Origin of the sequence: Serratia nematodiphila DZ0503SBS1 (genome assembly GCF_000738675.1) — a bacterium.
In the GTDB taxonomy this organism is placed as follows: Bacteria; Pseudomonadota; Gammaproteobacteria; order Enterobacterales; family Enterobacteriaceae; genus Serratia; species Serratia nematodiphila.
This window is the reverse complement of the sequence record NZ_JPUX01000002.1, coordinates 64,667-78,695: the sequence shown is the minus strand read 5'-3', so window position 1 is coordinate 78,695 and position 14,029 is coordinate 64,667. Positions and strand designations below refer to the sequence as shown.

The 14,029-nt window shown below is 57.5% G+C and carries 11 protein-coding genes; 7 read left to right on the top strand and 4 right to left on the bottom strand.

What is annotated here, in order from left to right:
• Positions 1 to 11: 11 nt before the first annotated feature.
• Positions 12 to 2,051 carry a choline transporter gene (locus JL05_RS20930; protein ID WP_004939112.1) on the bottom strand — a complete coding sequence of 680 codons (2,040 nt, stop codon included), beginning with the start codon at positions 2,049 to 2,051 and terminating at the stop codon, positions 12 to 14.
• Between JL05_RS20930 and JL05_RS25490 the strand changes: the two genes are divergently transcribed.
• The 4 genes from JL05_RS25490 (at position 2,042) to betA (ending at position 6,344) form a co-directional block, all read left to right on the top strand.
• Complete coding sequence (locus JL05_RS25490; RefSeq protein WP_134954089.1) at positions 2,042 to 2,380, top strand: hypothetical protein; 339 nt, start codon at positions 2,042 to 2,044, stop codon at positions 2,378 to 2,380. The two genes, JL05_RS20930 and JL05_RS25490, sit on opposite strands and share 10 nt — an antisense overlap.
• A gap of 71 nt (positions 2,381 to 2,451) precedes the next feature.
• A complete protein-coding gene (betI, locus tag JL05_RS20925) occupies positions 2,452 to 3,054 on the top strand; it encodes a transcriptional regulator BetI (RefSeq protein WP_033633738.1) in 603 nt (200 codons plus the stop codon).
• A 14-nt stretch (positions 3,055 to 3,068) separates the two neighbouring features.
• On the top strand, positions 3,069 to 4,541 hold the full coding sequence (gene betB, locus JL05_RS20920; protein ID WP_016928486.1) for a betaine-aldehyde dehydrogenase: 1,473 nt from the start codon (positions 3,069 to 3,071) through the stop codon (positions 4,539 to 4,541).
• Between the two features lie 135 nt (positions 4,542 to 4,676).
• Complete coding sequence (gene betA / locus JL05_RS20915; protein ID WP_033633737.1) at positions 4,677 to 6,344, top strand: choline dehydrogenase; 1,668 nt, start codon at positions 4,677 to 4,679, stop codon at positions 6,342 to 6,344.
• Positions 6,345 to 6,452: 108 nt separating this feature from the next.
• On the opposite strand, the gene JL05_RS20910 is transcribed toward betA, so the two are convergent.
• The 3 genes from JL05_RS20910 to JL05_RS20900 form a co-directional block, all read right to left on the bottom strand.
• Entirely contained in the window at positions 6,453 to 8,078 is a 1,626-nt protein-coding gene (locus JL05_RS20910; protein ID WP_015377182.1) for an FMN-binding glutamate synthase family protein, read from the bottom strand.
• A 183-nt stretch (positions 8,079 to 8,261) separates the two neighbouring features.
• Positions 8,262 to 8,852 carry a LuxR family transcriptional regulator gene (locus JL05_RS20905; protein ID WP_004939094.1) on the bottom strand — a complete coding sequence of 197 codons (591 nt, stop codon included), beginning with the start codon at positions 8,850 to 8,852 and terminating at the stop codon, positions 8,262 to 8,264.
• Between the two features lie 21 nt (positions 8,853 to 8,873).
• Positions 8,874 to 9,590: an EAL domain-containing protein gene (locus tag JL05_RS20900; protein WP_004939091.1), complete on the bottom strand. Its 717-nt coding sequence runs from the start codon at positions 9,588 to 9,590 to the stop codon at positions 8,874 to 8,876.
• A gap of 514 nt (positions 9,591 to 10,104) precedes the next feature.
• Here JL05_RS20900 and JL05_RS20895 point away from each other — a divergent pair.
• The 3 genes from JL05_RS20895 (at position 10,105) to JL05_RS20885 (ending at position 14,025) form a co-directional block, all read left to right on the top strand.
• The gene (locus JL05_RS20895) at positions 10,105 to 10,632 is read left to right on the top strand and encodes a fimbrial protein (protein ID WP_004939088.1); all 528 of its coding nucleotides are present in this window, start codon (positions 10,105 to 10,107) and stop codon (positions 10,630 to 10,632) included.
• 66 nt (positions 10,633 to 10,698) lie between these two features.
• Positions 10,699 to 11,382 (top strand): fimbrial biogenesis chaperone, encoded by a 684-nt coding sequence (locus JL05_RS20890; protein WP_004939085.1) that lies wholly within the window; start codon positions 10,699 to 10,701, stop codon positions 11,380 to 11,382.
• Positions 11,383 to 11,409: 27 nt separating this feature from the next.
• Entirely contained in the window at positions 11,410 to 14,025 is a 2,616-nt protein-coding gene (locus JL05_RS20885) for a fimbria/pilus outer membrane usher protein (RefSeq protein WP_033633736.1), read from the top strand.
• The last annotated feature ends 4 nt before the right edge of the window (positions 14,026 to 14,029 follow it).

Here is a 14,029-nt window from a genome sequence, read left to right as displayed (position 1 = left end):
TTGATTGACCGTCACATATCCGGGAAGGTCAGGGTGCCCCCCGGCGCTTCGCGATGAATGTGCAGGAAGTTCAGGTGCTTCTCGTACTGGTCGAGAATATCGCCAATCACCTGTTCCTTGCTGTAGTCCATCAGGTCGTTGCCCTGGGTGCCTTCCATCAGGAAGGTTTCCAGCCGGTAGTAGTGCGACTTGCCGGAGCGGGCGCGGTAGGTGAAGCCCGGCACCGAGTAGCGCATCGGCCAGATCTGATAGATGAAGTTCTGTTCCTCGCCCAGGTGCACCAGCAGCTCCAGGTGGTTCAGGCGTTCGTCTTCGGTCGGCGGCACTTCGCTGAACTCCACTTTCGCGCCGCGCAACTCCAGCTCGCGCGCCACGTCCTGCATCGCCGGGCGGCAAACCTTATCCAACATTTTCTGCGTGTACTGCGTGCCCGGGTAGTTCATCACCCGCGACAGGCGCTGTTTCCAGTTGAGCACGTCGTGGCTGGAGACCGGCACCGGCGCCAGGGTGCTGAGCGCGCTGGCCTTGCGGTAGTCCTCCACCCGCAGCGATTTGTACAGCCCGGCCATCACGAAGAAGATCACGAAGCTGAACGGCAGACCCATGATCACCGTGGTTTTCTGCAGCGCCGGCACGCCGTCGGTCATCAGCATGCCGATGGTCAGCAGGCCGATGGCCACCGACCAGAAAATCCGCAGCCAGTTCGGCGCATCATTATTGATGTCGGCCAGGCGCGAGGTGAAGTTACCCAGCACCAGCGAGCCGGAGTCCGCCGAGGTGACGTAGAACAGCAGGCCGGTGATGGTGGCGACCGAGGCGCTGAAGGTGAAGCCGGGGTATTGCGCCAGCAGGCTGTAGAAGCCGCGCTCCGGGAACTGCATCACTTCCTGAGCAAACTCGGCGTTGCCGTGGATGATCTGGTACAGCGCGCTGTTGCCGAAGATAGACAGCCACAGCAGGGTGAACACGAACGGTATGATCAGCGTGCCGACCACGAACTGGCGAATGGTGCGCCCGCGCGAGATGCGCGCCAGGAACAGGCCGACGAACGGCGACCACGCCACCCACCAGGCCCAGAAGAACAGCGTCCAATTGTTCATCCACTCCACCGGCCGATCGAAGGCGAAGCTGTTGAGCGTCATGCCCATAAAGCGATTGACGTAATCGCCGACGTTGAGCACCAGCGCGTTGAGCAGGAACTCGGTGTCGCCGAAGAACAGCACGAACAGGATCAGGCCCAGCGCCAGCAGCACGTTCAGCTCGGACAGGATGCGGATGCCCTTGTTAACGCCCGAAGTCACCGAGATGGTGGCCATGATCACCGACAGCAGGATCAGCGAGCCCTGCACCGTCAGGTTTTCCGGGATCTCGAACAACACCTTGAGGCCGTAGTTGAGCTGCACCACGCCGATGCCCAGCGTGGTGGCGATGCCGAAGATGGTGCCTAGCACCGCGGCGATGTCCACGCTGTGGCCGATCGGGCCGTTGATGCGCTTACCGAAGATTGGGTACAGCGCCGAGCGGATGGTCAGCGGCAGATTGTAGCGATAGCTGAAGTAGCCGAGGGCGATGCCCATCAGCGCATACATCGACCAGCCGGTCAGGCCGTAGTGGAACAGCGTCCAGACCATGGCCTGGCGCGCGGCCTCCAGCGTTTGCGCGTCGCCTTCCGGCGGCATCATGTACTGGGTCACCGGCTCGGCGACCGAAAAGAACATCAGGTCGATGCCGATGCCGGCGGCGAACAGCATCGCCGCCCAGCTCATCAGGCTGAACTCCGGCTTGGACTGCTCCGGCCCGAGCTTGATGGAACCGAAGCGCGAGGCGGCGATAAACACCACGAACACGATGTACAGCGTCGCCGCCAGCAGGTAGTACCAACCGAAGGTGGTCGACACCCAATTCAGCGTGCGGGTGATCCACTGCCCGGAGAAGTCGGTGAAAAAGATGGTCATCAGCGAGAAGGCCAGGATCAGCCCCGCCGAGGTGAAGAAAACCACAGGGTTGAGGCGGTCCTGCTGCGGTTTGGAGGAGGTTTCGCGTGTTGTCATCGTCATCCTCTGAACTGAGTAAAATCGTGCCGCTCCGCATTTCGGGGCGCGTTGGCGCCGCCGAAAAACGGGCGAATGAAGGCGGCGACCATCCCCATCGGAATGGCCTGAGTAACGCCGCTTTCGCCTGTTGCCGAAGCACCGGAGCGCTTCGCGGTGGGAACCGCTTACAGCCACTGATTTTGGTCAGATTCGTTAATTACCTCACAAAAATCAGCCAGTTCCACAACCAGATAGTACAAATTTTTAACCAGGCGGCAATAAAATATATGCAATTTTTATTGAACGTTCAATCAAAAAAAAGTTTAATAGTCCGCATGATGACCTGAATCACGGGCGAAACGGCAGTGAAATTTGCCCGCTGAGATAAGGCCGAAGTCGGTTTTGTGAGAGTCGAAATATGCCAAAGGTAGGAATGCAGCCAATCAGAAGGCAGCAGTTGATTGATGCCACGCTCGCCGCGGTAAACGAAGTGGGAATGCATGACGCCACCATCGCGCAGATCGCGCGGCGGGCCGGCGTTTCCAACGGCATCATCAGCCATTATTTCAAGGACAAGAACGGCCTGCTGGAAGCCACGATGCGCTATCTGATCAGCCACCTGGGCGAGGCGGTGAAGCTGCGGTTGCAGGCGCTGACCGATAACAGCCCGGCGGCGCGGCTGCAGGCGATCGTCGCCGGCAACTTCGACGACAGCCAGATCAACAGCGCGGCGATGAAGACCTGGCTGGCCTTTTGGGCCAGCAGCCTGCACCAGCCGCAGCTCAACCGACTGCAACAGGTGAACGGCCGCCGGCTTTATTCCAACCTGTGCGCCGAGTTTCGCCGCGTCATGCCGCAGCCGCAGGCGCGGTTGGCGGCCAAGGGGCTGGCGGCGCTGATCGATGGGCTGTGGCTGCGCAGCGCGCTGCGCGGCTCCGCGTTCAATCAGGCGCAGGCGCTGGCGCTCACGACCGAATACATCACGTTCCAACTCCGGGGGCAAACGCTGCCCGGAGGATAACTCAAGGAGATCCTATGTCCCGTTTTGGCTTGCAGAAGCTCTATATTCATGGCGCCTATGTAGACAGCACCGCTGGAAAAACCTTCAACGCCATTAATCCGGCGAACGGCGAAGTTCTGGCTGAAGTCCAGTCCGCCGGCGCTGAAGACGTCGATCGTGCGGTGGCCAGCGCGGCCAGCGGGCAGAAGGTGTGGGCGGCGATGACGGCGATGGCGCGTTCGCGCATCCTGCGTCGCGCGGTGGATATTCTGCGCGAGCGCAACGATGAGCTGGCGGCGCTGGAAACGCTGGATACCGGTAAAGCGATGTCGGAAACCACCGCGGTGGACATCGTCACCGGCGCCGACGTGCTGGAGTACTACGCCGGCCTGATCCCGGCCATTGAAGGCGAGCAGATCCCGCTGCGCGATACCTCGTTCGTCTACACCCGCCGCGAACCGCTGGGCGTGGTGGCCGGCATCGGCGCCTGGAACTACCCGATTCAGATTGCGCTGTGGAAGTCCGCGCCGGCGCTGGCGGCGGGCAATGCGATGATTTTCAAACCGAGTGAAGTCACGTCGCTGACGGCGCTGAAGCTGGCGGAAATCTACACCGAAGCCGGCCTGCCGGACGGCGTGTTCAACGTGGTGACCGGCAGCGGGGCGGAAGTGGGGCAATATCTGACCGACCATCCGGGCATTGCCAAAGTCTCTTTCACCGGCGGGGTGAAAACCGGCAAGAAGGTGATGGCCAACGCGTCGGGTTCGACGCTGAAGGAAGTCACCATGGAGCTGGGCGGCAAGTCGCCGCTGATTATCTTCGACGACGCCGATCTGGATCGCGCCGCCGATATCGCCATGATGGCCAACTTCTACAGTTCCGGCCAGGTGTGCACCAACGGCACCCGCGTCTTTGTGCCGGCGGCGCTGCAGGCGCAGTTTGAGGCGAAAATTCTCGAGCGCGTGAAGCGCATTCGCCTCGGCGATCCGACCGATCCGCAAACCAACTTCGGGCCGCTGGTCAGCTTTGCGCACATGGAATCGGTGCTGCGCTTTATCGAGAGCGGCAAAAACAGCGGCGCGCGCCTGCTGTGCGGCGGCGAACGCGTCACCCACGGCGAATTCGGCAAGGGCGCTTACGTGGCGCCGACGGTATTCAGCGACTGCCGCGACGACATGGAAATCGTGCGCGAAGAGATCTTCGGGCCGGTGATGAGCATTCTCAGCTACCAGAGCGAAGAGGAAGTGGTGCGCCGTGCCAACGACACCACCTTCGGCCTGGCCGCGGGCGTGGTGACCCACGATCTGGCCCGCGCGCACCGCGTGATCCACCAGCTGGAAGCCGGCATTTGCTGGATCAACACCTGGGGCGAGTCGGCGGCGGAAATGCCGGTCGGCGGTTACAAGCAGTCCGGCGTCGGCCGCGAAAACGGCCTGACCACGCTGGAGCACTACACCCAGATCAAATCGGTGCAGGTTGAGCTGGGCGAATACGCCTCGGTATTTTAACTATCCCCGTCGTCTTTCGAGCCGCAGCCGGGTTGGCTGCGGCCGACACTCCCCGAGAGCCAAATACACCGCCTGTTGCGGATCCGCGTTTCGCGTTTTCGTCTCATGCAGGCCAATAAAGTAAGGAGATAATGAATGGAATTTGACTACATCATTATCGGTGCCGGTTCCGCCGGCAACGTGTTAGCCACCCGATTGACTGAAGACGCCGACGTCAGCGTCCTGCTGCTGGAAGCCGGCGGCCCGGATTACCGGATGGATTTCCGTACCCAGATGCCGGCCGCGCTGGCGTTTCCGCTGCAGGGCCGCCGCTATAACTGGGCGTATGAAACCGATCCTGAGCCGCACATGAACAACCGCCGGATGGAATGCGGCCGCGGCAAAGGTCTGGGCGGTTCGTCCCTGATCAACGGCATGTGTTACATTCGCGGCAACGCGATGGATTTCGACAACTGGGCCAAGGCGCCGGGTCTGGAAGACTGGACCTATCTGGACTGTCTGCCGTATTTCCGCAAGGCGGAAACGCGCGATATCGGCCCGAACGATTACCACGGCGGTGATGGCCCGGTGAGTGTCACCACGCCGAAGGCCGGTAACAACGAACTGTTCCACGCCATGGTGGAAGCCGGCGTGCAGGCGGGCTATCCGCGCACCGACGATCTGAACGGTTACCAGCAGGAAGGCTTCGGCCCGATGGATCGCACCGTGACGCCGAAGGGGCGCCGCGCCAGCACCGCCCGCGGTTATCTGGATCAGGCGCGTTCCCGGCCGAACCTGAAGATCGTCACCCATGCGCTGACCGACCATATCGTGTTCGACGGCAAGCGCGCAGTGGGCGTCAACTATCTGCAGGGCGACAGCAATCAGCTGACCCATGCCAAAGCGCGCCGCGAAGTGCTGCTGTGCGCCGGCGCCATCGCCTCGCCGCAAATTCTGCAGCGTTCGGGCGTCGGCCCGGCGGCGCTGCTGAAAAGTCTGGACATCAACGTGGTGCACGATCTGCCGGGGGTAGGGGAAAACCTGCAGGACCACCTGGAGATGTACCTGCAGTACGCCTGCAAGAAACCGGTGTCGCTGTACCCGGCGTTGCAATGGTTCAATCAGCCGAAGATCGGCGCGGAATGGCTGTTCAACGGCACCGGCGTCGGCGCCAGCAACCAGTTCGAGGCCGGTGGTTTCATCCGCAGCCGCGCAGAGTTTGCCTGGCCGAACATTCAGTATCACTTCCTGCCGGTGGCGATTAACTATAACGGCAGCAACGCGGTGAAAGAGCACGGCTTCCAGGCCCACGTCGGCTCGATGCGTTCGCCGAGCCGCGGCCGGGTGCAGGTGAAGTCGAAGGATCCGCGCCAGCACCCGAGCATTCTGTTCAACTACATGTCGACCGAACAGGATTGGCAGGAGTTCCGCGACGCTATCCGCATCACGCGCGAAATCATGGCGCAGCCGGCCCTGGACGAATACCGCGGCCGCGAGATCAGCCCAGGGCCGGAGGTGCAGACCGACGAGCAGCTGGACGCCTTCGTGCGTGAGCACGCCGAAACCGCCTTCCACCCGTCCTGCTCGTGCAAGATGGGCGAAGACGAGATGGCGGTGGTCGACGGCCAGGGCCGGGTGCACGGCATGGAAGGATTGCGGGTGGTGGATGCGTCAATCATGCCGCTGATCATCACCGGCAACCTGAACGCCACCACCATCATGATCGCCGAGAAGTTAGCCGACCGCATTCGCCAGCGCGCGCCGCTGCCGCGCAGCACTGCCGACTACTACGTCGCCGGCGATGCGCCGGTGCGCAAGCAGTAACCGACACGCCCTCTCGCCGTTGAGGGGGAGGGCCGCCGTAGCAAGCAACCCCTCTCCATATGCTCTTCCCCAAGGCGAGGGGGCAACTCTCTTTTATCCCTTATCCCATCATGCCGCCGGCAGCGAGATCGCCTGATCGAAACTGGTGGGCGTCGCCATGCGCCACATGCGGGCGTAGAACTCGCTTTTGATCTCCGGCTGCAGCAGCGCGCCCGGCTCCAGGTAATAATAGATATCGGCGTATACCTTGATCTCGGTCGGCGTGATGCGGCGCAGCATATGGTGCGAGGTCAGCTGCTCCGGGCGGCTGACGCCGGCCGCCGCCAGCATGTCCGCCAGCGCTTTCACCGTATTCTGATGGAAGTGGTAGACGCGTTCCGCCTTGTTCGGCACCACCAGCGCCTTTTGCCGCAGCGGATCTTGCGTCGCTACGCCGGTCGGGCAGTGGTTGGTGTGGCAGCTTTGCGACTGGATGCAGCCTACGGCGAACATAAAGCCGCGCGCCGAATTCACCCAGTCGGCGCCGAGCACCAGCACGCTGGCGATGTCAAAGGCGCTGATGATCTTGCCGCTGGCGCCAATCTTGATTTGGTCGCGCAGGCCGCAGCCCACCAGCGTGTTATGCACGAACAGCAGCCCTTCGCGCAGCGGCATGCCCATATAGTTGGAGAGTTCGAGCGGCGCGGCGCCAGTGCCGCCCTCCTTGCCGTCCACCACGATGAAATCCGGCAGGATGCGGGTGTGCAGCATCGCCTTGACGATGGCGACGAACTCCCACGGGTGGCCGATGCACAGCTTGAAACCGACCGGTTTGCCGCCTGACAGCTCGCGCAGCTGTTGGATAAATTGCATCATTTCCAGCGGGGTGGTGAAGGCGCTGTGCGAGGCCGGCGAGATGCAATCCACGCCTTCCGGCACGCCGCGGGTGGCGGCGATTTCCGCATCTACCTTCTTCGCCGGCAGAATGCCGCCGTGGCCGGGTTTAGCGCCCTGGCTGAGCTTGATTTCAATCATTTTCACCTGCGGGCTTTGCGCCTGTTCGGCAAAGCGGCGCGGATCGAAATGGCCGTCGGCGGTGCGGCAGCCGAAATAGCCGCTGCCCAGCTCCCACACCAGATCGCCGTTGTTTTCGCGGTGATAGCGGCTGATGCTGCCCTCACCGGTGTCGTGGTAGAAGTTACCCTTGGCCGCGCCGAGGTTGAGCGCGCGGATGGCGTTGGCGGAGAGCGCGCCGAAGCTCATGGCCGAAATGTTGAAGATCGACGCGGAGTAGGGCTGGCGGCAGTCGGCGCCGCCGATGGTGATACGGAAACTGGTTGGGTCGGCGGCTTCCACCGGCCGCATGGAGTGGCCGATGCACTCATAGCCGGTTTGGTAGACGTCCAGCAGGGTGCCGAACGGTTTGTCACCCATCTCGTTTTTCGCCCGGCGATACACCAGCGTGCGCTGGGTGCGCGAAAACGGGATCTCTTCATTATCCTGCTCGAGGAAATACTGGCGCAGTTCCGGACGGATGAACTCGAAGAAGAAGCGCAGGCGGCCGATGATCGGGTAGTTGCGGCAGATGGCGTGGCGCTGCTGCGTGAGATCGTAGATACCCAGTACCATCAGGCAACCGCAGGCCAGGGCCGGCAGCCAGAACCAGGGATGGTTGTGCATCATGATCAAGAAAACCAGGGTGAGCAAGATGCTCAGCACAAAGCAGGTATAGCGGCTGAATAAGGACGACTTCATAACATCTCCTGATGTTTATTTTAATCCACACGACATGACTCACGGATAATCCGTGTGCAAATCGTAACCAACAGGAGAGGATGTTGTGTGTCTGTTGCTGCTTTGTCGCCGGTTGTTACATTAATTTAACCTGGCGGAAGGGAGGGGTTGCCGCGCGGCGTGCCGCGCAACAAGCCAAGATGTTTATTTGCCGGCGACGAAGATGGTGCTCATGCTGCGCAGCCGCAGCTTTTTCATCGCGCTGTATTTTTGCGAGAAGATGGTTTTCGGGTGCGTGCCGCGCTTTTCCGCAATGTGCAGCAGGCTGTCGCCGCGCAGCAGATTGAAGATCACGTCGCTTTCCGCCGGGCTAAGCTCGCGGGTTTTCTGCACTCTGATGCCGCCCGGTTCTTTGCTTTCCAGCAGCCGCTGGATTTTTTCCTGCAGCGAATAAAGCGGAATGCGGGTAGAGACCAATTCAACGGAAATCCCCAGGATCGACAGCAGTTTCACGACGCGCTCGTCGTCATAGAACACCAGCAGGCGCGTCTTGCTGTTGTATTGCTGGTGCAGGGACACCAGGCTTTCGATCACGTTGACGCTCTGTTCCAGGTTTTGCGAGGTGAAAATCAGCGCGATATCGTGCTTGGTGATCTTCTCTGCTTTAGCGCCGCCGTGCATGAAATCGGAAAACAGGCGGATATCGTAGGCGCCGTAATGTTTCTTCAGCAGCACCGACAGGCCAACATAGCTGTACTTACACTCACTAATCACAAGAACGTTGTTTTTAGACATAGGGCAAACACCAATACCGAGTTAAAAGTATTCAGCTGTAAGAAGCGAGTTCAAATCCTTGATGCTGGATTCCTTCCACAGCTTTCCCTGCAGTGCGTAATATGGCATTTCATCCAGCCATTTCTTGTGTTCGGGAGTTTCAACTCCTTCGATAATTACCTTGTAATGATTAAGGTAAAAGAAGCGCAGTAACGCGCGCATCAAGCCCTCGCCGCCGGACTTTTTCATAAAGTCCCAGAGCAGAAAACGATCGAGCTTAACGAAGCGGAACTGGCTGTTGTACAACGCGGAAAAACCCGCATAGCCAGAACCAAAATCATCGAGCCAAAATGAATAACTATTCAATGACGGATCGCCGTGCACGCGATCTTTCACCAGCCGGGTTGAATTCTCGCTGATCTCAAAATGAATACAGCGCAGGGCATTAATTCTTTCGGCAAAGTGACTATTCGCCAGCGATTGCAGGGAATAATCGTCAACATTCAAAGTGGCTATCACTTGGTTTTCATGAAACCAGTGTTTGTATTTATCGATCAGATTGATCTGATCCATCAAAATCTCAATCCGGGTGGCGCTGTCGGCGTGACGAAAGAACTGTTCAGGAGAAAAATGGGCATATTCGCTATTAAACGTAAAGCGAGACAGACATTCAACGGCCAGCAATTGTCCCGATTTCGCGAACATTGGCTGAAAAACATAATTAATGCCGTTATTTTTCTCTCTGAAAGAACCGCTCATTTCCCAATCCTTGGATTGATATTTAACTTGTTGATTTTAAATGATTAAAAAGAAAGTTACTCCAGGTTTATTGGTAAATTTCTTATTTAAAGCGTCAGGATGGCCGAAACGTGTCGACAGACCATTAAACGCGTAATTCGTGCCAAAGTCCAAACGTCGCAATCTGTTACTAAATGTAAATATCCGGGATAATATTCTGATTTTCAGGCCTTAACGCAAAATCTTGAACTCTGCAGCTTTCCCAAACACAGATTATTCCTATTCATATGAATCGTCAACATCGATCGATAGGTATCCGCCGATAGTTTATTCCTATCAAGAGGGGGCTTATGAATGTTTTAAACGATTTAACATTAAGAATATGCTTAGTCTATATTTCGTCCGGCAATGAGTTCATCGAGGCAACGCTCCTTTTCAGCAAGGGAGTGCTATCGCTGAGTGTATGCTCAGTGGCGGCAATATATATATAAGCCCGCCACTGAATCGATTATTTTATTGTTCTATGGAGCTGGAAATGAAAAAAGTATTATTGCCTTTGGCTGCCCTGGTATTGTCTGCAACTGCTTCCAACGCAATGGCAGCAAACGGCAACGTTAAATTCACCGGTGAAATTGTACAGTCCACCTGTAAAGTTGTTGATAAAGACCAGAATAAAGAAGTTTACCTGGGTAAATATCCTACCACCGCTTTCCCAACTGCCGGTTCTACCAGCGGTGCTAAAGCTTTCGATATCAGCCTGGAGAAATGTGAAGCGGGTAACTACACCCTGCGTTTCGACGGTAACACCCCAGCCGGCCACCCAGAGCTGTTGGCTGTAACTGGCGGCGCGACTGGCGTTGGCGTTGAAATTCTGGATAACAACGGTTCTACTCTGCCAATCTCTCAGGAAGTGGCTACCCCAGCTACCGTAACTGTTGCTGCTGATGGCGATAACCCAGGCGCTGCGACTTTCAACCTGCGCGCTCGTTACAAATCCTTCCAGGATCTGGTAACTGCCGGTCAGGCAAACTCTAACGCTACCTTCACCATCGAATACAAATAATTCGCTGGCAGGATAGATAGAGTTATTGGCCAAGGATGGCTAAATTTTGAGAGTTGAGACATTCCGATGAAAAAAATTCTGACTGGTATTTTATTCGCATTCTCTGTTAATGCCTTTGCCGGCATTCAGGTTGATGCGACGCGTGTCATCTATAACAGTGCAAGTAAATCCGCATCGCTCTCAATCAGCAATGACAGCGACGATACCTACATGGTGCAAACCTGGCTGGATACTGGCGATGCAAGCCAGATGCCTAAGAATTTGCCGATCGTGGTGACGCCACCCATTTTGAAGCTGGCTGCCAAGAAAGACGCCATTTTGCGTTTTATCTATTCCGGCAGCGGTTTGCCGCAGGACAGAGAATCTCTGCTCTGGGTCAACGTACAGGAAATTCCGCCAACGCCTAAGCAAGATAACGTGCTGCAGGTGGCGATCCGTACTCGTATCAAACTGTTCTATCGCCCGGATTCGTTGAAAACCAACCTGCAACAGCAGGCGGAAGCGCTGAAGTGGAAGCGCCAGGGCGGCAATTTAGTCGTGACTAACGATGGCCCGCTGTTCGTCACGCTGGGCGTCTTGAACCTGAAGAGCGGCGGCAAGAGCTGGAAAGTGAACGCCGACATGGTCAAGCCACACGACAGCCTGCGTATTTCCCTGCCTCAGGGGGCGCAATCAGCCAACAATATGTCGTTTACCTATATCAACGACTATGGCGGTCACACCGAGATTAAAAACGTCGCACTGAATTGATTTGAAGCACTTCAAGGAATGAAAGAAATGGCACACAAAAGAATAACAACCCTCGCGCCAAAACGTTTGGTGAAGCTGATTAATGGTGTAATTTATTTTTCTGCTGTGCCTTTTTCATTCTCACATATGGCCATGGCGGAGGAGCAGTTCAACACCTCCTTCATCCATGGCGATGACAATATCGCCCAGGTGGCGTCGTTGGCCAGCGGGGATGACATTCTGCCGGGTAAATATCCGTTTGATATCTATCTCAACGGGCAGCGTATCGATCACCGCGAAATCGAATTCAAGAAAGAATCCAAAGACTCTCCGGTAGCGCCGTGCCTGACGGCCGCGGACTATCAGGATTACGGCGTAAAGCTGCCCGGCGATCTGACCACCGCCGGTGCCGCGCAATGCTACGCATTGCCACAACAGATCTCCGGCGCCAAGCTGAGCTATGACGCCGCCGTACAGCGTATGGATCTGGAAGTGCCGCAGGTGTTTCTGATCCCGCGCCCGCAAGGCGCCATTTCGCCGAAAGTTTACGATCGCGGCATCAATGCCGGCTTTGTTAACTATAACTTTAGCGGCACTCATAACCGCTACGGCAACAACCAGAACGACAAGACTTCCGACTATTACTTCCTGAGCCTTAACAATGGCCTCAATATTGGCGATTGGCGCCTGCGCAACAACTCGACGTTGAACCAACAGTCGGGCGCCGGTACGCATTGGAAGAACATTTCCAGCTGGGCGGAAACGGACATCGTTTCTCTGCGCAGCCGTCTGGTGATCGGCCAGACCAACACCAATAACAATGTGTTCGACAGCATTCAGTTCCGCGGTGTGCAGATGTCCAGCGCCGACGACATGCTGCCGGAAAGCCAGCGCGGCTATGCGCCGGTGGTGCGCGGTGTGGCGACGACCAACGCGCGCGTTGAAGTGCGTCAGAACGGCTATACCATTTACAGCACCAACGTGCCGCCAGGGCCGTTTGCACTGACGGACATTTTCCCAAGCACCCTGAGCGGTAACCTGGACGTGACGGTTATCGAAGCCAACGGTTCGAGAACCTCTTTCGTCGTGCCGTTCTCCTCGGTGCCGAACATGCTGCGCGAAGGGATTTGGAACTATCAGCTGACCGCCGGTAAATACCACGACGGCACCAGCCGCTATCAGCCCAAGTTTGTCCAAGGCACCTTGTCGCATGGTATGGCGTATGACATCACGCCTTACGGTGGCGTGCTGGTGGCGGAAAACTACCGTTCAGCGGTCGTGGGCCTCGGTAAAAACCTGGGGAACTGGGGGGCTGTCTCTTTTGATATGTCCTATTCCGACACCAACCTGGTGAACGGCGATGACAAGCAGGGGGAGAGTTTCCGTTTCCTGTATTCCAAGTCGCTCAACGATTGGGGGACGGAATTCCGCATTGCCGGTTACCGTTACTCGACCTCCGGTTATTATGATTTCTCCGATGCGGTTGCCGAGCGCGAACGCTATGAGAACGGTTATTACCGTAACGATTACTACGATCAAAACGATCGCAACCTGGGCGTGCCGGACTGGGCGGAATCTCGCCGCCGCAGCTATTACACCAGCCGTTTCAACAACAAACGCCAGCGCGTTGAGCTGTCTGTCAACCAGCGCATCGCCGGTAATTCGACGCTGTACGCCAACCTCAGCAACCAGTCTTACTGGGGCGGATCCGGCGAAGACCGCACCGTACAAACCGGTTTTAACAGCAGCTATAAAAATATCAGCTATGGCGTCTTTTATCAGGACAGTCGCAGCAACTACGGCTATAAAGACCGCAGCGTCAACCTGACCGTATCGATTCCGTTCAGCTTCTTCAGCAAGGATTCGTCGGACATGACCGCCAGCTTCAACGCCGGCCACAGCAAGCAGAGCGGCAACACCTACAGCGCCGGCCTGAGCGGCACCGCGCTGGATGACAACCGCTTGAACTATGCGGTGCAAAGCGGCCATGATCGTTATTCGGGCCAAACCAGCTCGGCCAACGTCGGTTATCAGGGCAGCATGGGGACCATCAATGCCGGTTATAGCTACAGCAAAGATTATCAGCAGTCTTCGTTGGGCGTGGCGGGCGGTATCGTCGCACACTCCGGCGGCGTGACGTTGACCCAGCCGCTGCAGAATACGTTTGTGCTGGTGGAAGCCAAAGACGCCAAGGGCGTTCGTATCGAAAACCAACCCGGCGTCGCCATCGACCGCTTCGGTTACGCGGTGATGACCTCTGCGTCGCCATACCGCCATAACCGCGTGGCGTTGCGCACCGAAGATATCGGCAACGGCCTGGATATCCCGATGGCGGCAAGAGACGTGGTGCCGACTTACGGCGCAATCACCCGCGTGAAGTTTGAAACGCACACGGGCCAAAGCCTGTTGGTACACAGCAAGATGGCCGACGGCAGCGTACCGCCGATTGGCGCCAACGTCTTCAGTGCGGACGGCAAGAACAACGGTACTGTCGGTACCAACGGCGATATTTATATCTCAGGTGCCTCCGCAGGGGATCGTCTGCTGGTGAAATGGGGCAACGACGCGGGCGAAAGCTGCTCACTGGTGGTGCCGGAATTGAAAGCGGCGACCGAACAGTTGATGGGTTATCAGGAACTTTCGCTGACCTGCGGAAAACCGTAAAAGG

Excerpts from the sequence above, each read along its gene's own strand:
- JL05_RS20910 (WP_015377182.1), bottom strand. The coding sequence starts at position 8,078 with ATGAAGTCGTCCTTATTCAGCCGCTATACCTGCTTTGTGCTGAGCATC.
- betI (WP_033633738.1), top strand. The coding sequence starts at position 2,452 with ATGCCAAAGGTAGGAATGCAGCCAATCAGAAGGCAGCAGTTGATTGAT.
- JL05_RS20930 (WP_004939112.1), bottom strand. The coding sequence starts at position 2,051 with ATGACAACACGCGAAACCTCCTCCAAACCGCAGCAGGACCGCCTCAAC.
- JL05_RS20890 (WP_004939085.1), top strand. The coding sequence starts at position 10,699 with ATGAAAAAAATTCTGACTGGTATTTTATTCGCATTCTCTGTTAATGCC.
- betB (WP_016928486.1), top strand. The coding sequence starts at position 3,069 with ATGTCCCGTTTTGGCTTGCAGAAGCTCTATATTCATGGCGCCTATGTA.
- JL05_RS20900 (WP_004939091.1), bottom strand. The coding sequence starts at position 9,590 with ATGAGCGGTTCTTTCAGAGAGAAAAATAACGGCATTAATTATGTTTTT.
- JL05_RS20885 (WP_033633736.1), top strand. The coding sequence starts at position 11,410 with ATGGCACACAAAAGAATAACAACCCTCGCGCCAAAACGTTTGGTGAAG.
- JL05_RS20895 (WP_004939088.1), top strand. The coding sequence starts at position 10,105 with ATGAAAAAAGTATTATTGCCTTTGGCTGCCCTGGTATTGTCTGCAACT.
- betA (WP_033633737.1), top strand. The coding sequence starts at position 4,677 with ATGGAATTTGACTACATCATTATCGGTGCCGGTTCCGCCGGCAACGTG.
- JL05_RS20905 (WP_004939094.1), bottom strand. The coding sequence starts at position 8,852 with ATGTCTAAAAACAACGTTCTTGTGATTAGTGAGTGTAAGTACAGCTAT.